The 25,445-nt window shown below is 58.0% G+C and carries 15 protein-coding genes, 3 tRNA genes and 3 rRNA genes; 12 read left to right on the top strand and 9 right to left on the bottom strand.

The window, feature by feature from the left end; all coding sequences use genetic code 11:
• The first annotated feature begins 22 nt into the window (after window positions 1–22).
• The 5 genes from KCG45_RS02565 (at window position 23) to KCG45_RS02545 (ending at window position 5,825) form a co-directional block, all read left to right on the top strand.
• Complete coding sequence (locus tag KCG45_RS02565; RefSeq protein ID WP_439648896.1) at window positions 23–517, top strand: outer membrane protein assembly factor BamE; 495 nt, start codon at window positions 23–25, stop codon at window positions 515–517.
• 47 nt (window positions 518–564) lie between these two features.
• Window positions 565–1,125 (top strand): ATP-dependent protease subunit HslV, encoded by a 561-nt coding sequence (gene hslV / locus KCG45_RS02560; protein WP_218315561.1) that lies wholly within the window; start codon window positions 565–567, stop codon window positions 1,123–1,125.
• Between the two features lie 28 nt (window positions 1,126–1,153).
• Complete coding sequence (gene hslU / locus KCG45_RS02555; RefSeq protein WP_218315560.1) at window positions 1,154–2,455, top strand: ATP-dependent protease ATPase subunit HslU; 1,302 nt, start codon at window positions 1,154–1,156, stop codon at window positions 2,453–2,455.
• Entirely contained in the window at window positions 2,455–2,847 is a 393-nt protein-coding gene (locus KCG45_RS02550) for an ACT domain-containing protein (RefSeq protein ID WP_218315559.1), read from the top strand. Before hslU ends, KCG45_RS02550 begins: the two co-directional genes overlap by 1 nt.
• A 113-nt stretch (window positions 2,848–2,960) precedes the next feature.
• Window positions 2,961–5,825: a M16 family metallopeptidase gene (locus KCG45_RS02545; RefSeq protein WP_255547913.1), complete on the top strand. Its 2,865-nt coding sequence runs from the start codon at window positions 2,961–2,963 to the stop codon at window positions 5,823–5,825.
• A 27-nt stretch (window positions 5,826–5,852) separates the two neighbouring features.
• Here KCG45_RS02545 and KCG45_RS02540 read toward each other — a convergent pair whose 3' ends face one another.
• Both KCG45_RS02540 and KCG45_RS02535 read right to left on the bottom strand, forming a co-directional pair.
• Window positions 5,853–7,688, bottom strand: coding sequence for an ABCB family ABC transporter ATP-binding protein/permease (locus tag KCG45_RS02540; protein WP_218315557.1), 1,836 nt, complete (start codon window positions 7,686–7,688; stop codon window positions 5,853–5,855).
• A 96-nt stretch (window positions 7,689–7,784) separates the two neighbouring features.
• Window positions 7,785–8,777 (bottom strand): aspartyl protease family protein, encoded by a 993-nt coding sequence (locus KCG45_RS02535; RefSeq protein ID WP_218315556.1) that lies wholly within the window; start codon window positions 8,775–8,777, stop codon window positions 7,785–7,787.
• A 708-nt stretch (window positions 8,778–9,485) separates the two neighbouring features.
• On the opposite strand from KCG45_RS02535, the gene KCG45_RS02530 reads away from it, so the two are divergent.
• From KCG45_RS02530 to KCG45_RS02500, 7 genes are all read left to right on the top strand, one after another.
• A 16S ribosomal RNA gene (locus tag KCG45_RS02530) occupies window positions 9,486–10,971 on the top strand.
• A 190-nt stretch (window positions 10,972–11,161) separates the two neighbouring features.
• Window positions 11,162–11,238, top strand: a tRNA-Ile gene (locus tag KCG45_RS02525).
• A gap of 18 nt (window positions 11,239–11,256) precedes the next feature.
• Window positions 11,257–11,332, top strand: a tRNA-Ala gene (locus KCG45_RS02520).
• Between the two features lie 270 nt (window positions 11,333–11,602).
• Window positions 11,603–14,393, top strand: a 23S ribosomal RNA gene (locus tag KCG45_RS02515).
• Window positions 14,394–14,530: 137 nt separating this feature from the next.
• Window positions 14,531–14,645: ribosomal RNA gene (rrf, locus tag KCG45_RS02510) — 5S ribosomal RNA — on the top strand.
• Together the 16S, 23S and 5S rRNA genes with 3 tRNA genes alongside form the textbook arrangement of a ribosomal RNA operon.
• 197 nt (window positions 14,646–14,842) lie before the next feature.
• Window positions 14,843–14,919 (top strand) — tRNA-Met (locus tag KCG45_RS02505).
• 675 nt (window positions 14,920–15,594) lie between these two features.
• Window positions 15,595–16,371 carry a DUF2279 domain-containing protein gene (locus KCG45_RS02500; RefSeq protein WP_218315555.1) on the top strand — a complete coding sequence of 259 codons (777 nt, stop codon included), beginning with the start codon at window positions 15,595–15,597 and terminating at the stop codon, window positions 16,369–16,371.
• A gap of 17 nt (window positions 16,372–16,388) precedes the next feature.
• On the opposite strand, the gene KCG45_RS02495 is transcribed toward KCG45_RS02500, so the two are convergent.
• The 7 genes from KCG45_RS02495 to KCG45_RS02465 all read right to left on the bottom strand — a co-directional run bounded on the left by KCG45_RS02495 (window position 16,389) and on the right by KCG45_RS02465 (window position 25,435).
• A complete protein-coding gene (locus tag KCG45_RS02495; RefSeq protein WP_218315554.1) occupies window positions 16,389–17,783 on the bottom strand; it encodes a hypothetical protein in 1,395 nt (464 codons plus the stop codon).
• Between the two features lie 172 nt (window positions 17,784–17,955).
• On the bottom strand, window positions 17,956–19,914 hold the full coding sequence (locus KCG45_RS15575; protein WP_369410712.1) for a methyl-accepting chemotaxis protein: 1,959 nt from the start codon (window positions 19,912–19,914) through the stop codon (window positions 17,956–17,958).
• Window positions 19,914–21,368 carry a methyl-accepting chemotaxis protein gene (locus KCG45_RS02485; RefSeq protein WP_255547912.1) on the bottom strand — a complete coding sequence of 485 codons (1,455 nt, stop codon included), beginning with the start codon at window positions 21,366–21,368 and terminating at the stop codon, window positions 19,914–19,916. The genes KCG45_RS15575 and KCG45_RS02485 overlap by 1 nt, the downstream gene beginning before the upstream one ends.
• Window positions 21,365–22,882, bottom strand: a complete 1,518-nt coding sequence (locus tag KCG45_RS02480; RefSeq protein WP_369410711.1) for a putative bifunctional diguanylate cyclase/phosphodiesterase — start codon at window positions 22,880–22,882, stop codon at window positions 21,365–21,367. Before KCG45_RS02480 ends, KCG45_RS02485 begins: the two co-directional genes overlap by 4 nt.
• A 168-nt stretch (window positions 22,883–23,050) precedes the next feature.
• Window positions 23,051–23,914, bottom strand: coding sequence for a CheR family methyltransferase (locus tag KCG45_RS02475; RefSeq protein WP_218315553.1), 864 nt, complete (start codon window positions 23,912–23,914; stop codon window positions 23,051–23,053).
• A gap of 19 nt (window positions 23,915–23,933) precedes the next feature.
• Window positions 23,934–24,971 carry a chemotaxis-specific protein-glutamate methyltransferase CheB gene (gene cheB / locus KCG45_RS02470; RefSeq protein ID WP_218315552.1) on the bottom strand — a complete coding sequence of 346 codons (1,038 nt, stop codon included), beginning with the start codon at window positions 24,969–24,971 and terminating at the stop codon, window positions 23,934–23,936.
• Window positions 24,972–25,069: 98 nt separating this feature from the next.
• The gene (locus KCG45_RS02465; RefSeq protein ID WP_218315551.1) at window positions 25,070–25,435 is read right to left on the bottom strand and encodes a response regulator; all 366 of its coding nucleotides are present in this window, start codon (window positions 25,433–25,435) and stop codon (window positions 25,070–25,072) included.
• Window positions 25,436–25,445: the final 10 nt, after the last annotated feature.

The raw sequence follows: 25,445 nt of genomic DNA, 5'->3' as shown, positions 1-25,445 counted from the left end.
CAGACAGGAATTGATCGAGACGATGGCTCAACGAATTCGAGTTTTTGATTGGATGCATGGTCGCAGCGGCAGGGCCGCGTTGATTGCAGGCGCTGCCTTGGCGCTCGGTGCGTGTTCTTCGATCCGCGAATCGCGCGGGTATGTCATCGATCCGATTTTGGTCCAGACGATCCAGCCCGGCATCGACAACCAGCGCTCTGTCGAAGGGACATTGGGACGTCCGACTTTCACCAGCCAATATGGCGAACCGACATGGTATTACGTTTCGAGCGTGACGGGCCGCAAACCGTTCGTGCGCCCGCGTATCCAGACTCACTCGGTTCTCGCGGTGCAATTCGACGAATCTGGCAATGTCGCAAATGTCGACAATAGCGGGATCGATGATGTCGTATTTCTCCAGCCCGATGGCGACAAGACGCCAACCCTGGGCCGTGAGCGTGGCTTCTTGGAAGATCTGTTCGGCAATATCGGCCAGGTGGGCGGGGTCGGTGCTGGCGGCGGAGGTCCGGGCGGTTGAGCAGCAACCTGCTTGATCCTGTTGTTTGAGCGCCCATATCTCGGCGCATGAACAACGATCAGGCGAGCCACGGCCTTATCCAGTGGCACGGTACTACCATCGTCGGCGTGAAGCGTGGAGGCAAAACCGTAATCGCAGGCGACGGGCAGGTTTCCATGGGAAACACCGTGATGAAACCCAATGCGCGCAAAGTGCGCCGTATTGGAGAAGGCGAAAAGGTCGTCGCCGGTTTTGCTGGGGCAACTGCCGATGCCTTCACCCTTTTCGAGCGGCTCGAAACGAAGCTGGAGCAGTATTCCGGCCAACTTATGCGCGCAGCAGTCGAGCTCGCCAAGGATTGGCGGACCGACAAGTACCTCCGCAATCTCGAGGCGCTGATGATCGTAGCCGACGCTGAAAGTCTGCTCGTGCTGACCGGAAACGGCGATGTGCTCGAACCGGAAGGCGGAATTGCTGCAATCGGATCGGGCGGAAACTACGCGCTCGCTGCTGCTCGTGCAGTCGCGCAGTACGAAGACGACGCAGAACAGATTGCGCGAAAGGCGATGGGTGTCGCGGCTGAGATATGCGTCTTCACCAACGGTAACGTCACGCTCGAAACCGTCTAAGCCGGCTTTTCCAGGATTTCAGTATTTCATGATCGACAACCTCACTCCAAAGGCGATTGTCGCCGCACTCGACGAACACATCATCGGGCAGAAAGATGCCAAGCGCGCGGTGGCCGTGGCGCTCCGCAATCGCTGGCGTCGCCAACGGCTCGGCGCGGATTTGCGTGATGAGGTCACGCCGAAAAACATCCTGATGATCGGTCCGACCGGCTGCGGTAAGACCGAAATCAGCCGCCGCCTTGCCAAGCTGGCCGAAGCTCCCTTCGTCAAGATCGAGGCGACCAAGTTCACCGAGGTCGGCTATGTCGGCCGAGACGTCGAACAGATCGCCCGCGATCTGGTCGAAGAGGCGATCCGGCTGGAAAAAGATCGTCGGCGCGAGGCTGTACGCGAAGCGGCGAGCGAGGCTGCGATGGAACGGCTGCTTGATGCGCTGGTCGGCCAGAATGCAAGCGAAGCCACGCGCGAAAGCTTTCGTCAGCGGATTACCGACAATTCAATGAACGAAACCGAAGTCGAGATCGAAGTCACCGAGGCGCCTTCCATGCCGTTCGATATGGGCGGTGCGGGCGGCAACATGGGCATGATCGACCTCAGCGACATGCTCGGCAAGGCGATGGGCAAGGCCCCGACCAAACGGCGTAAGCTGCGCGTGCCCGAGGCGTGGGACAAGCTGGTCGATGAGGAAGCCGAAAAACGGATGGATCAGGACGACGTTGCGCGCGTCGCGCTCGCAAACGCAGAGACGAACGGCATCGTGTTTCTCGACGAAATCGACAAGATTGCGGTCAGCGATGTGCGTGGCGGCTCGGTCAGCCGGGAGGGTGTCCAGCGGGATCTGCTGCCACTCATCGAAGGCACGACTGTAAGTACCAAGTATGGCCCGATGAAAACGGATCATGTGCTGTTTATCGCGAGCGGTGCATTCCATGTCGCGAAGCCCTCCGATATGCTGCCGGAGCTTCAGGGGCGGCTGCCGATCCGGGTCGAGCTGCGCGCGCTGACTGAAGAAGATTTCGTTCGCATCCTTTCGGAAACACGCGCCAATCTGGTTGAGCAATATCGTGCGCTGATCGGGACGGAGAAGGTCGAACTGGTCTTCACCGAAGATGCTGTTCAAGAAGTCGCCAAGATCGCCGCCACGGTGAACGAAAGCGTTGAGAATATCGGCGCCCGGCGTCTGCAGACAGTGATGGAAAAGCTGATCGAGGATATCAGTTTCGAAGCGGAAGAGCACATGGGCGAGACGATCACGATCGACGCCGCATATGTGCGAGACCGTCTCGCTACATTGGCCGGCAACACCGATCTTTCGAAATATATCCTCTGATGACCCGGTCCGTCAGCGATCTTCAGGATATGCTGGCGGAATTGGAGCCGGATTTATTCGATGACCACAGTTGGCAGTTTGTGATCAGCCGCGACGGGGCGGCTCCTCCAGGGACATTCGCAGCGATCAAGGAAGCCGAAGGATTAACGGTAATCCTTCCGTCCGATCGGGCGGGGGAGAGTGGTCCTCGGTTCGCGCGGATTACGTTGCAGGTCAGATCGGATCTCGAGGCCACGGGCCTGACCGCTTCTGTGGCGAGTGCGCTCGCGGACTCCGGAATCGCCTGCAATGTCGTTGCAGCGTTTCACCACGACTATCTGTTCGTCCCTTGGCAGAGACGCGGTGAGGCGATCGCAATTCTCCAGAGACTCTGCGAAGCCGCGCGTCGATGAATTTCGGCGTTTGGCAGGTCACGCTGCCATAAATCCTTGAGCAAATTGCGCCTGGCCGCTTTAAGGTCGAGGCAGAACTTTAACGGGGACTCTACATCGTGATCAGGAAATCCATGCTGGTCGGCGCTGCCGCCGCCGCTTTCGTTGCGACTGCACCTGTCTTGGGTCACGGTAAAGAGGGCCATCCAACAGACGCAGACGCGCAGCTTTCTGTTCCTGCGATCAAATACTCAATGTGGACGCTGGCCAACGGCCTGCGCGTGGTCGCTATTCCTGACGAGAGCACCAGCACGGTCACCACGTCGCTCTGGTACGACATCGGATCGAAGCTCGACCCCGAGGGGCGCAGCGGCTTCGCGCATCTCTTCGAACACATCCTGAGCCGCAAGACCGAGAACATGCCCTACAACATGATCTATGGCCTGACCGCCGATATTGGCGGCACGCGAAACGCATCCAACTGGATCGATCGCACCAATTATTACGAGCAGGTGCCGGCGGCGTATCTCGAAACGATGCTGTGGACGCACCGTGAACGCATGGCGAAAGTCGTGGTGGACGAGGAAGTCTTCGAAACCGAGCGCGGTGTCGTCAAAGAGGAATTGCGCCAACGTGTGCTTGCCCCGCCGTATGGCCGGTTGCAGCGCTTTGTCCTGGCCGAAAACGCTTACGATGTGATGCCTCATCGCCGGCCCGGAATCGGATCGATCGAAGACCTCGATAGCGCGACGCTCGACGATGCGCGGGCCTTTTACGAGGCGTATTACGGACCCGATACCGCAACCCTGATCGTCGCAGGCAACTTCGAGATTCAACGCCTGCGCGACTTGGTCAGCGAGTATTTTGGCGACATCCCGCCCCGCGCGAACCCGGTCGAGATTACGATCAAGACGCGCGAGCCGGAAGCTACCGGTCCACGTGCCGTGAGCGCGACTGCTCCGAACGTACCGCTTCCAGTAGTCGGCGCAGTCTGGAAAGCACCGCCTATCACCGATCCCGATGCGGCGGCGCTCGAGGTACTCGAAGCGATCCTTTCACGCGGTGACAACAGCAGGCTCGACAACGCATTGGTGCGAAGCGGTCAGGCGGTGCAGGTCGCGGCCAGTGTCTTGCTGTTTCGGGAGGCCGGGCAGATTTCCGCCTATGCCGTCGTCGCGGGGCAGGACGCCTTGGCACCTGCCGGTGCGACGCTTGATGCCGAGATTGAGCGCCTGCGCGCACAACCAGTGACCCCTGCCGAACTTGCGGAGGCCAAGAGCGAAATCGTTGCGGCCACGCTTCGCCGCCGTGAAACCGCACGTGGGCGCGCGTTCGAACTGGGCGAGGCGCTCGCGTCTTCGGGCGATCCGGACTTTGCCGACCGCCGCCTTGCCCAGATTACTCATGTCACCGCCGAAGATGTTATGCGCGTGGCCGCCAAATATCTCGATCCGCAGAAACGTGTCAGCATCACCTATACCGAAGGCGAGGACGATCCTGCGCGCTACGCCAATCCGGTTCCCTTGCCGGAATTCAGGACACTCCCAGATGCGACCGGTGAAATCCGTCAGGTGAAATCCGAAGGGGAACGCATGATGCCCCCCGGGCCGAGAGCAACACCTGACATTGCAGCGCCCGAAATTGTGGAAGGCACTTTGTCGAACGGGATTCGCGTCGTTGCGGTTCAGACCGGTGATGTGCCCATCGCAACCATCTCCATGCTCGTACCGGGAGGAAGCAAGACCGATCCACGCGCCAAGGCCGGGATCGCTCAGCTCGCCGCTGCGCTCGCGGAAAAGGGGGTGGCTGATATGGATGCCCAAGCGATTGCGGCCAAGTTTGAAAGCCTGGGCGCGACCTTCGGGGGAACAGCCAGCAGCGATGGAACGACATTCAACCTGACAGCACCGGTTTCGAATATGGATGAGGCCGCAGCGCTTGCGGCAGCAATCGTGCGCGGCGCGACATATCCGCAAGACGAGTTCGCACGGGAACGTGATCGGGCTGCAAACGGCCTTCAGGTGTCGATGAAAGAGCCGGGCAGCCTCTCTCGCTATATCGCGAGGGTCGCGATGTACGGCGCTGCGCCTTACGGAACCCTGCCCGATGGGACGGCCGAATCGCTTTCTGCCATCACGCGTGAGGACCTGCTCGCCCACCGTGAGGCCTATTTCCATCCTGAAACCATGCAGATCGTCGCCAGCGGCGGAATTTCGCCGGAGGCGGCCATCGCCCTTGCCGAAGACATGTTTGGAGATTGGACCGTCTCCTCGGCAGTCGGAGAAATTCCGAAGGAAGCCGCAGGCGAAACCCAACCGGTTCGCACGATAGTCGTCGACATGCCCGATGCGGGGCAGGCTTCGGTGGTCGCGGCCGTGCGCGCGCCATCGCGAAATGATGCCGATTACTATCCGCTGGAACTTGCCAATAGTATTTTGGGCGGGGGATCGAGCGGGCGCCTGTTCGAAGAGATCCGGACCAAACGCTCGCTGAGCTACGGTGCCTATTCGAGCTTGGCCGATCGCGCGGACGATTCGATCCTCGCAGCGAGTGCGCAGACGAAGAACGAAACGGCAGATGAAGTCGTGCAAATCCTGCTGCACGAATTCGACCGGCTTGGAAGCGAGCCTCTTGCCGACGATCTGCTGGCGAAGCGGCGGCTTTACTTAGCGGGGCGCTATGCCCGCGCCCTGGAAACCAGCGGCGGCTTCAACACGATTGTGGCAGGATTGCTCCAACAGGGGCTGGAGCCCGTTGAGGCAGTAAAGCTCGCAGAGCGGCTCGACGAGGTTGGTTCCGACGCGGCGAGCGCAGCGGCGCAGTCCTATATTGATCCTGGCAGGGCAACCGTTGTGATTGTGGGTGACGCATCGCACTTTGTCGAGGACCTTCAGGAACTGCGCGGCAATGTCGAAGTGATTCCGGCCCACGAACTGAACCTTGCCTCTGCCGATTTGCGCAGGACGGTGGGTAGCGCAGAGGCTGACGGCGCGGATTGACGTCACCCTCAGCGTGGGGCGAGAAAATCACTCCGCCGCTTCGGGTTCCGCATCATTGCTGCGCTCGGCAGCCTGTTGAGCCCACATCTCGGTGTAGAGCCCGCCTTTGGCCAGCAACTGCTCATGCGTGCCGCTTTCGGCAAGCTCTCCGCCATCCAGCACAATGATCCGGTCCGCATCGGCCACGGTAGAAAGCCGGTGCGCGATGGCGATCGTCGTTCTTCCCTGCTCAAGGCGCTTCAAGGTTCCGAGGATTTCCTGCTCGGTGCGCGTATCGAGGGCGCTGGTCGCCTCGTCGAGCAACAGGATCGGCGGGTTTTTCACGAGCGTCCTTGCAATGGCGACGCGCTGCTTCTCTCCGCCGGACAGTTTAAGTCCGCGCTCGCCCACCATCGTGTCGAAACCATCGGGCAGGCGCTTGATCAATGGCATCAGTGCCGCGTCGCTGGCGGCCTGCGCCACCACTTCATCGTCGGCACCTTCGGCGCCGTAGGCGATGTTGTAGGCGAGGGTGTCGTTGAACAGCACGCTGTCCTGCGGGACGATGCCGATCGCCGCGCGCACGCTTTCCTGCCGGACCTTCGCTATGTCCTGCCCGTCGATGAGAATGCGCCCGCCTTGCGGATCGTAGAATCGAAACAGCAGTCGCCCGATTGTGCTTTTGCCGGCACCGGAAGGACCGACGATCGCGAGCGAGGAGCCGGCGGGCACCTCGAAGCTCAAGCGCTTCAGGATCGTCCGGCCGTCTTCGTACTGGAATGTCACATTATCGAAGGCGACATGCGGCTCCTTGACGAGAAGCGCCGGTGCGGCGGGCACATCCTTCACCTCGACGTCGGTATCCATCAGGTGGAACATCTCGCCCATATCGACAAGGCCTTGGCGGATCGTGCGGTAGACCCAGCCTAGGAGGTCAAGCGGTCGGAAAAGCTGCATTAGATAGGTGTTCACGAACACCAGATCGCCCACGGTCAGATCGCCGCGGCTCCAGCCCCAGACGGTATACGCCATGGCGCCCGCCATCAGCGAGTTGGTGATGAGCGATTGGGTGATGTTGAGCAGGCCAAGCGAGTTTTCTGATTTGATCGCGGCTTCTGCATATGCCTTCGCAGCACCAGAATACCGTTCTTCCTCGCGCTTCTCCGCGCCGAAATACTTCACCGTCTCGAAATTCAGGAGCGAATCAACCGCGCGGTGCAGCGCCTGACCATCGAGATCGTTCATTTCGCGGCGCAGCTTGGTGCGCCATTCGGTGATCCAGCGGGTAACAGCGATATAAACAACAACGGTAAGGGCGGTGGCCGCGACCAATTCCCATCCGAAATTGAGATAAAAAATGACGCCGACCGCAATCAGCTCGATGGCGGTTGGGGCGATGTTGAAGAGCAGGAAATAGAGCATGGAATCGATGCTCTTGGTTCCACGTTCGATGATCTTGGTCACTTGACCCGTGCGCCGGGTCAGATGGAAACGGAGGCTAAGGCGGTGGAGCCGGTGAAAGACATCTTGTGCCAGACTCAGCGTGGCGACCTGCCCGACCCGCTCGAACGCGACATTGCGAAGATTGTCGAACAAAACCGAAGTGAATCGTCCCAGGCCATATGCCGCGACCAACGCGAGCGCCACCGAAGCTCCGTCGCCAACCGGACCGGCCATCGCGTCGGCTGCGCCCTTGTAAGCGAACGGCAGTGCGAGCGTGACGCCCTTTGCCGCCAGCACGAATACCATAGCTGCGATGATCCTGCGGCGCAGCGGCCAATTACCCTTCGGCCAGAGATACGGGATGAACCGCTTAAGCGTTGCCCAGCCTTCGGCGTCGGGCGGGCTCGTCGGCCTATCGGAGGTTGCGGTATCGGGCGGCATTGCGCTCGCCCATGTGGGCGCGCGTCAGGTGTTAAGCAAGGCAGGCGCGAATGAGGCCGGGATAAACAACGGCCTCAGTCGCAGTGGTCCACAGCCTTAGCGCCGCATCGGACTATAGTAGTTCGACTGATTCACGCGGCGCATGGCGCGGGCGACATCACGCGGGACGTCGAACAATATACGCTGATTGGTGAAATCGATCGCAACCCGGTCGAACATCTTGAGGTGCTGCATGCCTAGCGAGAGCACGGGCTTGTCTTTCAGGCCCAGCGCTTCGAACGCAGGCGCGTCGGCAAAGGCAAGCGGCACATTCTGGAGCGAGAGGCCGTGAATATCGAGCGTGCGCACGAAGGACAGGTCGCCGACCATCTCCACGCCATTGACGTCCATCGTCAGGACTTCCTGCGAACGCTTGGTCCGAATCTTCTCCCGAAGGGCATTGTTCGCGAGGCTCGCCTGCGCTCCAGTATCGATAATCACTGTTGCGCGGACACCTTCGACAAGCGCGTCGGTTATGAGCAATTGCCCAAGTTTCTGCCGTGCGTTGACGATAATCTCGAACCCGGCGCGCGAATGTTTCTTGGTGATGTCCTCCAGCGAAATCGTGTCTTTGCGGAAATCGATGAGCACGCGGAAATCCTGGAGCGAGTCGAGCCCGATGATCCCGTCCGCACCAAGATAGGCACGGTTCAGCACCGGCGCCGAGATGTTATGAATGGTATGCGTGCCGACGACGAGATTGTTCACTTCGACGACGTCAACGGGACGAATGCTAGCCATCCCGACGAGCTGCGCTCGCCCAACATGCGTGAGGTCGAGGCTCTTGTTTATGTGGTGCGTGACGGCCGTCGCTTGGCTGCCCGTGTCGATCATGAAGTTATAAGGACCGGAGCCCTCGATCGTTACCGGGATGGTCATCCGCCGGTTTCGTTCTTCTTCCAGTTCGAGCGTTTCGGTTGCCGGATTGCTGAAGTCGGGCGCAATCGATTGCTGTTGCAGCGCCTCGATCGGAGGCTCGACGGAGTTGGCAAGTCCTGCCGACCCAATCAGCGACAGCGGCAATACGGCGAAGAGCCAAGGTTTCGGCATGTAGTGTATTCCTCTCCCAAGTTCGGAGGAAGCTATCAGACCTGTTGTCCGGGACCAAATGCGTTCGTCGAGAAGCTACCGCAGCAACCGCGCCGGCACGGCTCATCTCCTCTCATTCTAGCGGCCTTATCGGATTCGCAGTGCCTGAATCGGAATCGCCGCCTGAATCGGCATGCTAAGCGGATCTCAATGGTAAATGCGCCTTGAAAGGGTAGCGAGAGTTCCTACTTTCATCACGTGCCTGCGGACGGGAAACCGCGGAATTCTGAGAAAAATACGCCAACTTGAAATAAAATTGCAAAAAGGCGTTGACCGAATCTCCGACCCCGCCTAGATGGGCTCCACCGACGCGGCGATGACGGTTCCAACCGGCTCGCAGCACTCGGTCGCCAACATAATCGGATAGCCGGTCCCCCGGTGTAAATCGGGGAAACACTAGCTGTCCGCTAATTTATGTTGGTTGGCTCTTTGACATTGTTAGTTTTTGATGAAGGGACATGTGGGCGACGGCGCCCGGTCTGGGGACCTCAAGGCTCCAGTAACCGGTTAAATGAAGCCGATTGCCACATCCTTGCTGAGCACCACGCTCGGCTTTGATGATGCATGTTCATTCGTATCCATTACGTTTGACAGCAGGTTATCGGCTCCTTGAAGCTCATGCCAAGCGGGTTAGCGGGGTTTTCCCCGTGTCTGTTTAGTATGTGACACAAACTTGAGAGTTTGATCCTGGCTCAGAACGAACGCTGGCGGCATGCCTAACACATGCAAGTCGAACGAACCCTTCGGGGTTAGTGGCGCACGGGTGCGTAACGCGTGGGAACCTGCCTTTAGGTTCGGAATAACTCAGAGAAATTTGAGCTAATACCGGATAATGTCTTCGGACCAAAGATTTATCGCCTTTAGATGGGCCCGCGTTAGATTAGATAGTTGGTGGGGTAACGGCCTACCAAGTCGACGATCTATAGCTGGTCTGAGAGGATGATCAGCCACACTGGGACTGAGACACGGCCCAGACTCCTACGGGAGGCAGCAGTGGGGAATATTGGACAATGGGGGAAACCCTGATCCAGCAATGCCGCGTGAGTGATGAAGGCCTTAGGGTTGTAAAGCTCTTTTACTAGGGATGATAATGACAGTACCTAGAGAATAAGCTCCGGCTAACTCCGTGCCAGCAGCCGCGGTAATACGGAGGGAGCTAGCGTTGTTCGGAATTACTGGGCGTAAAGCGCGCGTAGGCGGTTATCCAAGTCAGGGGTGAAATCCCGGAGCTCAACTCCGGAACTGCCCTTGAAACTAGGTAACTAGAATACTGGAGAGGTGAGTGGAATTCCGAGTGTAGAGGTGAAATTCGTAGATATTCGGAAGAACACCAGTGGCGAAGGCGACTCACTGGACAGTTATTGACGCTGAGGTGCGAAAGCGTGGGGAGCAAACAGGATTAGATACCCTGGTAGTCCACGCCGTAAACGATGATAACTAGCTGTCCGGGCTCATAGAGCTTGGGTGGCGCAGCTAACGCATTAAGTTATCCGCCTGGGGAGTACGGTCGCAAGATTAAAACTCAAAGGAATTGACGGGGGCCTGCACAAGCGGTGGAGCATGTGGTTTAATTCGAAGCAACGCGCAGAACCTTACCAGCCTTTGACATCCTAGGACGGTTTCTGGAGACAGATTCCTTCCCTTCGGGGACCTAGTGACAGGTGCTGCATGGCTGTCGTCAGCTCGTGTCGTGAGATGTTGGGTTAAGTCCCGCAACGAGCGCAACCCTCATCCTTAGTTGCCATCATTTAGTTGGGCACTTTAAGGAAACTGCCGGTGATAAGCCGGAGGAAGGTGGGGATGACGTCAAGTCCTCATGGCCCTTACAGGCTGGGCTACACACGTGCTACAATGGCATCTACAGTGGGCAGCTATCACGCAAGTGTGAGCTAATCTCCAAAAGATGTCTCAGTTCGGATTGTTCTCTGCAACTCGAGAGCATGAAGGCGGAATCGCTAGTAATCGCGGATCAGCATGCCGCGGTGAATACGTTCCCAGGCCTTGTACACACCGCCCGTCACACCATGGGAGTTGGTTTCACCCGAAGATAGTGCGCTAACCTTTTAGGAGGCAGCTAGCCACGGTGGGATCAGCGACTGGGGTGAAGTCGTAACAAGGTAGCCGTAGGGGAACCTGCGGCTGGATCACCTCCTTTCTAAGGATTTCCACGAAAGCGCCGATGCTAGCCATCGGAAGTGCTTCGCGGATTTTCAAAGAACATTGCCGTCGTCCTCATGTCCTTTCATCACTGGAGATTGCCCACGGGCAGCTGTAAAGCTGTGCGTGGTGCAAATGCCTGAGCCGGCTCACGCCCCTCGCGGTCACAAGTCCGCTCGAGGCGGTGTAGGTCCGTAGCTCAGTTGGTTAGAGCGCACCCCTGATAAGGGTGAGGTCGGTGGTTCAAATCCACTCGGACCTACCAGTTATTGTCTGGTCTTTAGGGGCCTTAGCTCAGCTGGGAGAGCACCTGCTTTGCAAGCAGGGGGTCATCGGTTCGATCCCGATAGGCTCCACCAGACAAACAATACTCCAGGATGAAAAGAAAGCAGATCCCGCTTCGGCGGGTCAGGCGGAATTGCCGCCGACATTTGACATTGTGAATGGGTTTTTAAATCGATGCCGTGGCGGTATCGTCGCAAAGGTGCAGACCTTCGGGCCTGCGATCTATGGCGGCGCATACCATCACAAAATCAATCAAATTGATTATCTGGCTGAGATAATTTCTCCTCACCATCGTGAAGACGAACAGGACTTTATGCAGACCTGTCGTTGATGGTGTGGATTCTCAAGCGTGAGGTAAGAGCATTTGGTGGATGCCTTGGCATGTACAGGCGAAGAAGGACGTGGCACGCTGCGATAAGCGTCGGGGAGATGTGAGCAATCTTTGATCCGGCGATTTCCGAATGGGGAAACCCACCTTCACCATTTCTTTCATTCTCTCTTCGGAGAGGTTGAGAGAGGTGGATAAGGTATCACCTTAGTGAATATATAGCTTTGGTGAAGCAAACCCGGGGAACTGAAACATCTCAGTACCCGGAGGAAAAGACATCAACCGAGATTCCCGTAGTAGTGGCGAGCGAACCGGGACCAGGCCAGTGCCTTTTCTATTATTAGCAGAACACTCTGGAAAGTGTGGCCATAGCGGGTGACAGCCCCGTATGCGAAAAGATTAGAAAAGGACTTGAGTAGGGCGGGACACGTGAAATCCTGTCTGAACATGGGGGGACCACCCTCCAAGCCTAAATACTCGTACATGACCGATAGCGAACACAGTACCGTGAGGGAAAGGTGAAAAGCACCCCGATTAGGGGAGTGAAACAGTACCTGAAACCGGATGCTTACAAGCAGTTGGAGCCCCATAGGGGGTGACAGCGTACCTCTTGCATAATGGGTCAGTGACTTAATCTAGCATGCGAGCTTAAGCCGTTAGGTGTAGGCGAAGCGAAAGCGAGTCTGAATAGGGCGACTGAGTATGTTGGATTAGACCCGAACCCCGGCGATCTAGGCATGACCAGGTTGAAGGTGCAGTAACATGCACTGGAGGACCGAACCGTTTAATGTTGAAAAATTATCGGATGAGTTGTGTTTAGGGGTGAAAGGCCAATCAAGCCGGGAAATAGCTGGTTCTCCGCGAAATCTATTGAGGTAGAGCGTCAGATGTATGCCGATGGGGGTAGAGCACTGGATGGGCTAGGGCTGCGCGAGCGGTACCAAACCTAACCAAACTCCGAATACCATCGAGTCTTGTCTGGCAGACAGACGGCGGGTGCTAAGGTCCGTCGTCAAAAGGGAAACAGCCCTAACCTACAGCTAAGGTCCCCAAGTCATTACTAAGTGGGAAAGCATGTGGGAATCCCAAAACAACCAGGAGGTTGGCTTAGAAGCAGCCATCCTTTAAAGAAAGCGTAACAGCTCACTGGTCTAAATAAGGGTTCCTGCGGCGAAGATGTAACGGGGCTAAAGTAATGCACCGAAGCTTAGGGTTCATAGTTTACTATGAGCGGTAGCGGAGCGTTCCGTAAGTGGTTGAAGCCGAAGGGTAACCGACGGTGGACATATCGGAAGTGCGAATGCTGACATGAGTAGCGATAAAGAGGGTGAGATACCCTCTCGCCGAAAGACCAAGGGTTCCTGCTCAACGCTAATCGGAGCAGGGTAAGCCGGCCCCTAAGACGAGCCCGAAGGGGGTAGTCGATGGGAACCACGTTAATATTCGTGGGCCTGAAGATGTGTGACGGATGGCGGAAGTAGTGTGTCCTAATTGGATTGGGCATGCTGCCAAGTCGTTCCAGGAAATAGCCTCTTCATATAGACCGTACCCGAAACCGACACAGGTGGTCAGGTAGAGTATACCAAGGCGCTTGAGAGAAGTATCCTGAAGGAACTCGGCAAATTGCCTCCGTACCTTCGGAAGAAGGAGGCCCCGTTAGAAGGCAACTTTTAGCGGGGGGCACAGGCCAGGGGGTAGCGACTGTTTATCAAAAACACAGGACTCTGCTAAGTCGGCTTCAAGACGACGTATAGGGTCTGACGCCTGCCCGGTGCTGGAAGGTTAAGAGGAGGAGTGCAAGCTCCGAATTGAAGCCCCAGTAAACGGCGGCCGTAACTATAACGGTCCTAAGGTAGCGAAATTCCTTGTCGGGTAAGTTCCGACCTGCACGAATGGCGTAACGACTTCCCCACTGTCTCCAGGATATGCTCAGCGAAATTGAATTCTCCGTGAAGATGCGGAGTACCCGCGGTTAGACGGAAAGACCCCGTGCACCTTTACTGCAGCTTTAGAGTGGCATTAGGAAAGAACTGTGTAGAATAGGTGGGAGGCTTTGAAACTTGGGCGCCAGTCCGAGTGGAGCCAACCTGTGAAATACCACCCTGTTGTTTTCTGATGTCTAACCTAGATCCGTTATCCGGATCAGGGACCCTCTATGGCGGGTAGTTTGACTGGGGCGGTCGCCTCCTAAAGAGTAACGGAGGCGCGCGATGGTAGGCTCAGGCCGGTTGGAAACCGGCTGCGAGAGTGCAATGGCATAAGCCTGCCTGACTGCGAGACTGACGAGTCGAGCAGAGACGAAAGTCGGTCATAGTGATCCGGTGGTCCCTCGTGGAAGGGCCATCGCTCAACGGATAAAAGGTACGCCGGGGATAACAGGCTGATGATTCCCAAGAGCTCATATCGACGGAATCGTTTGGCACCTCGATGTCGGCTCATCACATCCTGGGGCTGGAGCAGGTCCCAAGGGTTTGGCTGTTCGCCAATTAAAGTGGTACGTGAGCTGGGTTCAGAACGTCGCGAGACAGTTTGGTCCCTATCTGCCGTGGGCGTCGATACTTGAAAGGAGTTGCCCCTAGTACGAGAGGACCGGGGTGAACATACCTCTGGTGTACCAGTCATGCCGCCAGGCGTGCCGCTGGGTAGCTATGTATGGACGGGATAACCGCTGAAAGCATCTAAGCGGGAAGCCTCCCTTAAGATTAGGTATCTTCGAACCGTCATAGACCATGACGTTGATAGGCTGGGTGTGGAAGCGCAGTAATGCGTGAAGCTAACCAGTCCTAATAGTTCATATCGCGCTTGAGAGTTCGCACTATCAACGACAGGCCTGAATGGGTCTGGCGTTGGAGAAATTCTCCAGCCAGATACGCCCAAGTAAAATTTGCACCCTGATTGAAGGTTGCACATCGATTTAAACCCGCATTTCCGACAAGCTTCATTGCTTGGTGGCTATAGCGTCTGTGACCCACCCGATCCCATCTCGAACTCGGCCGTGAAACCAGACTGCGCCGATGGTACTATGTCTCAAGGCATGGAAGAGTAGGTCGTCGCCAGGCATTGCAGCTTGTCGGGAGAGCGGGATAACCCATTCATAAGTCAAAGGGCTGACCTTACAGGTTGGCCCTTTTGGCGTCTCTGCCGTCGATGCAGGGATGCCGCGCCGAGCGGATCGTTGATCCGCAAGCGCACCCGGTTCTCCGAAGCCAAGCGACCTTCAGGTCCGCTGAGCTGGGTTTGCCGGACACAACGGTGCCGCGGGATGGAGCAGTCCGGTAGCTCGTCAGGCTCATAACCTGAAGGTCGTTGGTTCAAATCCAACTCCCGCAACCACCGAAGACATCGGATAAAGATCAAAAGGCCCCGCTGGCAAACAGCGGGGCCTTTTTGTTGCCTTTCCTCCGAATGGCTTCGAAATCTTCAAGTTGGCTCCGAAGGCAACTTGCGAAGTAGTTTCAAGGCAACAGTCCGGTTCCGATCGCGAAGCTGTCCGGCTCTCGGTTTGCTTATGGATATGGCTGCCGTTACTGCTTCGTTAACTCGCTGAACTACAGGCAATATTGTTCGGCGGGACTTGTGGGAGGCTCTTCGGGATTGGTTCAGCTTCAATCCAATAACCGACACCGGAGGGAGAGGGTTGTCCAATGTGTTGCAAGAAGTTTATGAAAGTGCCGAGCCGTGATGTGTAAGACGGCGCGTGTTGTAACATACTTGTTTGCGGGACTTCTCGCGCTTTCCGCGGTGCCTGCGGCGTCGCAATCGAACCCTGTCTCAATCGATACTTCCACCCGGAATAGCGTGCTTATCGAAGTGCCGCCGATCAGCATTGCCCAACTTGACGCAGCCCTAGCGCCGGATCCGAGCCTGTCAGGAATAGCGGATGTCCCACTCGTGGCAGATATCCGCCCGATCGGATCTCTTACATTCGCGAACAGCGCATCGGTAGTCGGTCCAGTTACACTCTACGGTCCTGAAAACACAGAGATAGCAGAACCGGATGCGAAGCCCATGAGACCGTATGCTTCGTTCGGTGAGGACGTTGCGACCATCAAATGGGAACTGGCCGCAGTTGCAGCCTATTACGCAGCGATCAATGTACCGAAGCTGTTCGATGACCCTCAATGGCCCAGCTTCCAGAGCGAAGGCTGGTTCGGGGTGAATACGAATAATGTCGGTGTCGACAAGCTTGCTCACACCTACTCGACCTATGTTGTCAGCGAAATTCTTTACGCGCGGCTCAAGCACAAGACGGGCGGTGCGCCGGGTATCCAGTACACTGCGGCGGCTCTCGCGTCGGGGATCATGGCGGGGACCGAACTGTTCGACGCAATCGAACCGACCAGTGGATGGTCATGGGAAGACTTCGCCATGAACACGGCGGGCGCGGGGCTATCGATCCTGCGCAACAGCGTGCCAGGTCTTGATCAGAAGCTCGATTTTCGCCTGATGATCAGGCCGAATGACGACATCTACACGACCAGCGGCAAAGAGCATTTTCAGCAGCAGCGCTATTTCTTCGCGCTCAAACTGGCAGGTTTCGAAGCTTTTAAGCGCAGCCCGTTTCGCTTCGTTGAGCTTCACGCTGGCTATCATGGAGATGACTTCCTGCTGGAAGACCGCGCGGCGGGAATTCGGCCGAAGCGGCATATTTTCGTCGGCCTCGGCCTGAATTTGCGCGAGTTGTTTTTCCGCGATGCAAAAAGGCCCGTCGGGCGTGCCGTGGGAGAAGTGCTAGATTATTTCCAGCTTCCTTACACTGCGGCTCACGTTCACATCACCGAGTGACCGTTGCTCTGGGAGCGCTATGCAAACCCACTAGGTTCGCACTCTTGAACAGAAGCCTCTGCACCTTCGTCGAGATCGCGCAGATTTAACGCCTTGCGCAGGGCCGCGATTGCAGCCTGCGCAGCCGGGCTGTCCGCCTCGTGCCAATAATCGAGATGTTGAAAACGCATTCCCTGGTTGGGCAATTCGACATCGAGGATGCCTGGTCCGAAATGCGGCGCGCACGGTCCCGCGATCGGATCACCAGCGAACAGGTACCGGGTTGGAAAATAGATGTTGGTCCAGACGGTCGGCGCGAACGGCGCCGCGTGATGCGGAACTCTATGCGGCGCGGCGCGCGGATAGGTGAACTGTTTCACATCCTTTGCCCAATACTCGAAAGCAGGTGGGGTGCTTGGGAATTCCCTGCGTTCCTTGCGGCGGGCAAAACTTTCTTCGCTATCGGCCAACAGTACGTTTGCCCTGCCGAGAGGTGATCCCAGTGTGACGAGATCGCTGACGAGCCATAACGGATCTTCTTGCGCGGCCAATTCGCGCCGATACTCTCGCTGGCGGTCGCGGTAAGATCTGCGCTTTTCGCAGAGCCCTTCGGCAGGTGTGATCGCGGCAAGCGTGTCGTCCCGCTTATTGGGCGAATAAAGCGCAGCTCCCGCACTCTCCACACTATCAAGCGTCTGCATCAGTGTGTCCGAACCGCTGTGCTGCTGCTTCAGTCTCGCACTGTCGAGCCCCGACCACATATGCGTGAGTATGTCGTAAGCCACTAGCGATCCGAGGCTGTGCCCGACCATGACAATCCGGTCATATCGCCCGGTCGCCTGCAATCGCTCGACCAAGGCAATGCCTTCTGCTCGGATGCGTTGGCGCGCCTCGACATTGCGAGGTTCAGCCCGGAGATATCGAGCTGCATCGCCGGCCACATTGACGATCTTGCTGAGCAGCAGTGCCGCGAGGGCGGGGAAAACCAGACCAGCGATGGGCGTGACCCAACCGAGATCCGGGGCAAGCACCAGCCATGCGATATATGCGGCGATCGCGGCGGCGACTGCGGCCCAGCCCGCGATCCAGTAATGCCGATATTCCGGCGGAAGGGTGCTTTTCGGCCTCCAGAACAGAGAAATCAGCCACCGCGAGATGTCCCCCGCGCTGTTGCCAAGCATCATATGCGCCCAGTAATATTCGTAGAAATCGAAGCTCCGCCCGGTGTGCCTGTCGCCGCGTGTCGTGACTCGGCGCAGTTCGTGGTTGTTCTCCGTGCCGCCGGGCTTGGAATAAACCTCGCGTTGATACGGATCGACCATCTCGGGATCGTTCGACCAAGCGGCGTCTATGAAGCCCCACAGCGTGTCCATCGGGCGCTGCTCGCCGACACCGTGGATGATGATCACAGCAGTTTTCTTACGCGCAGACATGGCGATGCCTCCAGCCCATAGCGATCCATGCACAAGTGTGCAGGTGGAGGGCGAGCGTGGCAAGGCAACCGGTTAACGCGAGAGCACGCAGCGCGCGCGGGATTGGAGGTTTATTAAGGCCAGGGTGGCGAGCGAGTTTTCGAAAACGCCTGCCACAACTGGGCGAACGCGATCAGCCCTCGCGCACTTGCTTGAGGAACGCCTCGACCTGCTCATTCAATGTGGTGGCCTGCTTGTCGAGATCATTGGCGCTGCTCAGAACCTGACTTGCAGCGGCTCCGGTGGAAAGCGATAGTTCGCGGACATCGTCGACATGAGCCGCCACTTTCTCCGTGCCTCGGGCCGCCAGGTCGATGCTCCGCGCGAGGTCTTGCCCCGCAACCGATTGCTGATCCACTGCACTCGCGATCGAGACGGCCGTGGTTTCGAGTTCCTTGACCTGGGTTGCGATCGAACGCAGCGCTGAAACGCTAGCGCCGGTCGTGTCCTGCATCGCCCTGATCTGGTCTGCGACCTGCTCGGTTGCGCGGCTCGTCTGCATGGCAAGTTCTTTGACTTCGCTCGCGACGACAGCAAAACCGCGTCCAGCCTCACCGCCGCGGGCTGCCTCGATAGATGCATTGAGCGCCAGGAGGTTGGTGCGCTGCGCGATCGTCTGGATCAACTCAACGATCTGTCCGACCTGTTCCGCAGAATCCGACAAGGCGGAAATCGTACTATCCGCTTCTTCGGTTGCGTCGGTCGCAAGGCGTGCCAGTTCGCTGGAGGACGCCGCCTGCCGGCTGATTTCCCCAATGGACAGGGCGAATTCATCGCTCGCCGCCGCAGCAGCAGTGGCACCGGAATTTGCCTCGACCATGTCGTTGGACAGGTCGCTCGTGCGTTGACTTGCCTGCTCGGCTGTTCCTGCCATCCGCGTGGCGGTGCTTTGCAATTCACGCGAAGCCGTGCCGACACTGTTGACCACGTCGCCGACCGTTCGCTCGAATTGCATCGCAACGTCCGTCAGCAGGCTGGCCTTGCGGCCCTCGGCCTCTTCACGTTCGCGTTCGCGCTCTTGCTGAATCCGAATTTCTTCGTCGGCGCGTTCCGCACGTTCGCGAGCCCATTTTTCCAACTGGCGGCTTGCGCGTTTAAACATTGTGAGCGAGCGGCTCATGTCGCCAAGCTCGTCCTTGCGGTCCAGACCATCGATTTGGAAATCGCGGTCACCCTTGGACAGGCGAACCATGCCGTGCGTGATTTCCATAATCTTGCTGGAAAAGCCGAGCGAGAGATAGCTCATTCCTGCCAGAAGGACAGATACCCCGATCATCGTCAGGACCACAACGATTGTGATCATCGTGAAGAAGTAGTCGATGCCATTCTGTTCGATCTCCGCCGCTTGAAGGCTCAGATCGATGGCGAACTGGTCCGCTAGTGCGAACAGGGCATCGCCTTGGTCGGACAATTGATAAGCCAGGGCTACGGACGTTTCGCTCCGGCCTTCGCGGTCGAGGCTGTCCAACAGGCTTTCAAACGTCGCATTGTACTCATCGAAACTAGCTCGGTTTTCGTCCAGCCGGTCGTTCAGTTGCGGAACGTGCTTGTTAACGACACTCGCCAATTCGGCGAGCTGCTCGCGCGCGGCCGCGAAGCTCCGGGCCTGGCGGTCCCGAGCCTGCGCTTCCTCGCCGAAGATCATGCGGACCGTATTGTAGCGGAGTTCGCCGGTAGATCCTCGCAGCTCGGTGGCGGCGACTACGCCGTCCTGGACTTCAGCAGAAGTTTGATAGCGCAGATACACCTCGCTCAGGCCAAGCGTCATCACGAGCCCGATCGCGAACAGGACACCGAAAAACGTACCGAAGATCGCATTGATCTTGCCCTTGGTCCGGAGGTCGCGGAACCAACGGAATCGCTCGAGGAAGCTGCTCTGCAGAGCGCTCGCGGACGAGTTCTCGATCTCGTTTTCGAGATCGATATGAAGCGAACTTGCAAAGTCCGGCACGGCTAGCTCCTCGCGCTCGTCTTGCAGGCTGATCATATTCATGCGGGAGAATTTTCGGTCTGGTGCATCACGGGAAAAGTCCTGAACGAAAATCCTTTCCATTTCCTTGCCGGAAAAGCGTTCGTCGAGGGATTGCGCCACTATCCAGCGCGAATTTTACCGAGGAATCCGTTTACCTGACTGCGCAGGGTAGACGCCTGCTGTTCAAGTTCGGTGGCACTCGAAAGGACCTGGCTCGCAGCCGAGCCAGTCGAAAGCGACAATTCGTGCACATCGTCGAGGTGTCCGGTGACCTGCTCGGTTCCGCGAGCGGCCAGGTCAATGCTGCGGGCAAGGTCCTGTCCAGCGACGGATTGCTGGTCGACTGCGCTTGCAATGGAAACAGCCGTGCTTTCGAGCTGTTGCACCTGGTCTGCGATGGAGCGCAGCGCGGTCACGCTCGCTCCCGTAGTGTTTTGCATAGAGGCGATTTGCTCCGCCACGCGCTCGGTCGCCCGGCTTGTCTGCATGGCGAGTTCTTTGACTTCGCTGGCGACGACCGCGAATCCGCGCCCGGCTTCTCCGCCACGGGCCGCCTCAATCGAAGCGTTGAGCGCCAGCAAGTTGGTGCGCTGTGCAATCGTCTGGATCAACTCGACCACTTGGCCGATTTGCTGCGCCGAATCCGACAAGGCTGAGATCGTGAGATCGGCTTCATTGGCGGACAGGGTGGCAGTGCGTGCCAGTTCGGCGGACGACGCGGCCTGCCTGCTGATCTCGCCGATTGACATGGCGAACTCATCGCTGGCAGCCGCTGCCGCAGTCGCGCCGGTATTGGCATTCGACATGGCAGTGGAGACGTCCTTGGTGCGCCGGCTCGCTTCGTCGGCTGCGGTAGCCATCGATTGCGACGTCGATTGCAGCTGGGTTGATGCCGCGGCCACGCTGCTCGCGACATCGCCGATCATGTGCTCGAATTGATCTGCGAGGTCACGCAGCATTCTTTCGCGCTCGTTTCTCGCCTCTTCCGCCTGAAGCTGAAGCCGCGTCTGCTCTTCGAGCTCGGCGCTGGCTCGCTCGGCACGCTCACGATTGAGTTCGGCCAGTTCGATGCTCGACAGCCGGAGTTTCTCGATCTCGACTGCCATCGCGCCATATTCGTCGATCCGGTCGCGGTGTGGCACCACGATATTGTGCTGCCCGGCAGCAATTCTCTGGACGCAATCGACAATCTGCTGCGACGTGCGGACGATATCGGTCCTGATCGCGGCGAGAAGGGCCATCATCATGCTCAGGCCGATCGCAACAGCGACTAACATGAAAAAGCGCAGATCGTCCGCTTGGGCTGCGGCGGCCTCGATTGTTTCGGGCTGTGCCGCCTGCAAATCGGCCGAAATCTTGCCGAGACCCAAGAAGGCGAGGGCCGCTGTCATAATGATCAGCGCCAACGGCATTCCGATCGTTAGGAATACCTTTTGCGGAGTGCTGCGGCGGCGGTACCAGCCGGTGACCGGGCCAACGCTCTCTTCGTAGCGATACGCTTCATCCGAAGCAGGACGTTCTGGCCTCGCTTCTGTGTCCGCCAATTCTGCAAACACCTGTGTCTCCGAACTCATGCCGCCTGCTCCCCTCTATCGCCATCTGCGAGCGATCTAACCTGCGCCTCCTGCGCCGCGATCAGCTTGTCGATCTCTTCTGCAGGCATCGCCTTGTAGAACAGCCACCCCTGAATCTGGTCGCATCCTGCGGTACGCACGAGATCGGCCTGCTCATCGGTTTCAACGCCCTCCGCGGTGACGTCCATTCCAAGCGCGCGGGCGACGGTAATGCTCGATAGCATCATCGCGCGGCTGCCATCATCCTGGCCCGCCTGTACGACGAGGCTGCGATCCAGCTTGAGCTTCTCGAACCGGAATTGCCGGAGGAAGCCTATCGAAGCGTATCCGGTCCCGAAATCATCGAGCGATATGCGCACCCCAAAGCTGCGGATTACATTGAGACTACGTTCGGCGACGATCGGGTCGAGCACGAGGCAAGTCTCTGTCACTTCTAGTTCAAGTTGTTCGGCCGGAAATCCAGTCTCTTCGAGGATCTCGCCGAGTTTGATCGGGAATTCGGGATTGCGGAGTTGAGCAGCAGAGATGTTGACCGACAGAGTAATTCTGCCCCAACGCATCGCGTCGCACATTGCCCGGCGCAGCACCCACAAACCGATGGGATTGATGATGCCGGATTGCTCCGCCACCGGGATGAAGATGTTCGGGCCGAGGGGCGTTCCTCCGATGCGATTCCAACGCAGCAATGCTTCGACGGCGACAATCTGCCCCTCTTTTGCATCGACCAGCGGCTGATAAGCGATGGCGAACTCGTCATTGGAAATGGCGCTGCGCAGATCGTCTTCGAGTTCCCGTACGGCCTCCCGGCGCTGGTCGAATGTCTCGTTAAACCAGGTGCAGCGCATCTTGCCGCCCCGCTTCGACATATACATGGCTACATCGCTCCGGCGCAACATCTCCGATGATGAAAGACGGGCAGCCGCGGTGCTCCGTGCAAGACCGATGCTGGCGCCGACTACGATTTCACGTTTGTCGACTTCGATAGAAGTTGCGAGGTGCTCCAAGAGTGATCGGCACAGCCCTTCCAGCAGAGTGCCGGCGGCGTCGCCAGCCATCACGGCGGCAAACTCATCACCGCCCAACCGGTAACAGCTGGCTTCACCGGCGCAGATTTCTTTGAGCAGCTCTGCACATTTCTGGATCAGTTGGTCGCCTACAGCGTGCCCGTAATGATCGTTGACCTGCTTGAACGCATCGAGATCGATCAGAGCAATCGCGATCTCGTCATGGTTTGCGGATAGCGCCTCGATATCGTTGTGAAGCGCTCTGCGATTGGGGAGATCGGTAAGGCTGTCTTTCGTGATTACCCGTTCCAGCTCTCGCACATTGGCAAGGCCACTCCGGCTCAGGAAAAGAACAGCCGCCGCATAGATCGACGTTCCGGCGATCAGAAGGGTTGCTGGCCCCATAAGCTCAAGCTGGTTGCTCGCAAACACGATCAAAGCGATCAGTGCGAACACGCCGGACAGAATGACGAGGGGGGCAAGAACCAATCCCGTCGGAGACAGGCTCACATTTTTAGCCTTTGCTTGCAACGACAATCCCCATCTTTTGCGAACCCGGATGCCGACGCTGTTTCGCACCGACGCTTATTCAGCGAATTCCTAAAGACGAATGGCTAATCTTTCGTAAAAGCGATGCCTAACAAGCTGGGAAAGCCTCGTTTTGCGTGCTTTTTTGGCTTAGCTGGCCGCCAGCAAGGGGGTTTCATTCTGGCTACGTGTTGCTTCGTAGATGGAGGCCCGTTTGGGGGAAGGCATGAACGCCCGGGTTTGCCCCACAACGGTTTCGCCAGCGCCCAGCATGAGGAAGCCGTCTTCGGCCAGCGCGCCGTGCAACCGCTGGAATGCACGCTCCCGGTTCGCCTGATCGAAATAGAGCAGGACATTTCGACAGAGGATGAGATCGAATTTCTGGCGTGACGGCGGATCGCCAAGCACATTGTGCTGCTGGAATCGTGACATCGCGCGCGTTTCTTCGACGACCTGCCAGCCTTGGCTCGTTTCATCGAAATGCTTGAGCATCTGAGCAACGCCGAGCCCGCGCTGAACCTCGAACTGGCTGTAGACGCCGTTTCGCGCGGCGTTGATCGCGCGGTGCGAAACATCGGTCCCAAGAACATCGATGGTCCAGTCCTTCCAACGATCAGGCATATCGGCAAACATCATTGCGATCGAGTGCACTTCCTGTCCGGTTGAACAGCCAGCGCACCAGATGGAGATGCGTTTCGAACTCGCACGCCGCTCGGCGATCGTCGGGATGATGTCATCGGCAAGCTGATCGAATGTCGGCTTGTCGCGATAGAAGTAGGTTTCGTTGTTAAGAAGAGCTTCGACGATTTGCTGCGACAGTTCCGGCTTTCCCGGGGTCCGCATGGGGAGATCGAGCAGGCACACAAGCTGGTCGATATTGCTGATGCCGTGTTCGCGAAAGACACCCGACAGTGCGGTTGCGACCCTCCATCGACGGCTTTCAGACAGGTGCTGGCCCGTACGCGCCTCGAGCAGGTCGTCGATGATCTGGTATGAAGCCTGACTCGCGTCCATTGCAGTTTCCGAACGCATCCTATTTCGAAGCTGCTGCGAGAGCTTCTTCCACGATCGCCGCAGCCAGTTCATCCGGCGACGCGACGAGGCTCGTCAGTCCTTCTTTGGCGACGGCTCCGGGCATGCCCCAAACGGCGCTCGTCTCTGCGTTCTGCGCAAAGATCGTTCCTCCGTTGCTGACCAATGCACGGGCTCCATCGAGGCCATCCCGCCCCATGCCGGAAAGGATTATTGCAAGGACATGGCCATCATAGGCCGAGGACAGGCTGGCAAGCATGGGATCGACCGATGGCATGCAGCCGCTGGCGGCCGGTTCGCTCGATGCCTTGCAGATGAAGCGATCACCGACACGGCGCACGGTAAGGTGGCTATGCCCGGTCGCAATCGTCACCTCACCCGGATGTATTTCCACGCCATCGTCTGCGATGATGGTCCGGCGTGCGCTCGCCATTTCGATCTGCCGGGCGAATACCGGAATAAAGGATTGAGGCAGGTGCTGGGTGACGAGAATCGGCAAATCGAGGCTCGGCGGCAGGTTCCGCAGCATGATATTGAGTGCATGGATCCCGCCTGTCGATGCGCCGACAGCGATCACTTTGGGGCGCTTTTTCCCGCGCAGAACGCGCTCGCCTGCGGCGACTTTATTCGTTCGCTCGCTGACTGTCTGGTCATCCGGTGAAGTATGCCCCAAGGCACGGATCTTCGCGAGAAGCTGGCTTCGGTAATCTTCGTTGAAGCCGCCCGGCCGCGGTTTCAGCATCGTGTCGGCAGCGCCCATTGAAAGCGCGGTCATCGTGTGTTCGGCACCGTCTTCGGTCAGCGATGAGACCACCAGGACCTGCGCATTTTCGGCGATCTGTAGAATAGCGGGCAGGGCGTCCAATCCGCCCATTCCCGGCATTTCCAGATCAAGCAGGATGACATCGACACCGGTCGTTCTCAGCTGGGCGATGGCGCGTTCGGCGCTGCTTGCTGTTGCAACAACCGCCAGCCCCTTGTCGCTTTCCACCATGCGCTTGAAGATCGTGCGAACAGTCAGGGAATCGTCAACGATCATTACCCGCGCAGCGCTACTGTCGCGGTATCCGAAGGCCGTTAAGTCAGAAGCGCGCGCAGCGCGGGTCAGGGTGCCTTTGTGAGGAGAAGATGGCGCGTTCACGCGAATCCGACCAACTGCAATTTGATTTGCAGCGTCTCGTGATCGAAGGGCTTCATGACGTATTCGTCCGCGCCTGCCTGGATGGCTTCGCGAATATGAGCCACGTCGTTCTCGGTCGTGCAAAACACAACCTTTGGCTTGTCGCCACCCGGACGCTGACGCAATTGCGTGATGAACTCGATCCCTGTCATCACCGGCATGTTCCAGTCCAGCAGGACCACGTCGGGCATGTTGGCCTCGCAAGCGTCAAGTCCGGTCTGGCCATTGTCGGCTTCGTCGACGGCAAAGCCGAGCGTCTCGAGAATATGCCTCGAAACCTTCCGGATAACTCGCGAATCATCGACGATCAGGCACGTCTTCATGAACAACCCC

Source organism: Erythrobacter ani (genome assembly GCF_019204025.1).
Taxonomy (GTDB): Bacteria; Pseudomonadota; Alphaproteobacteria; order Sphingomonadales; family Sphingomonadaceae; genus Erythrobacter; species Erythrobacter ani.
Note: the sequence above shows the minus strand (reverse complement) of the source record. Positions and strands in the feature narration are given on the sequence as shown.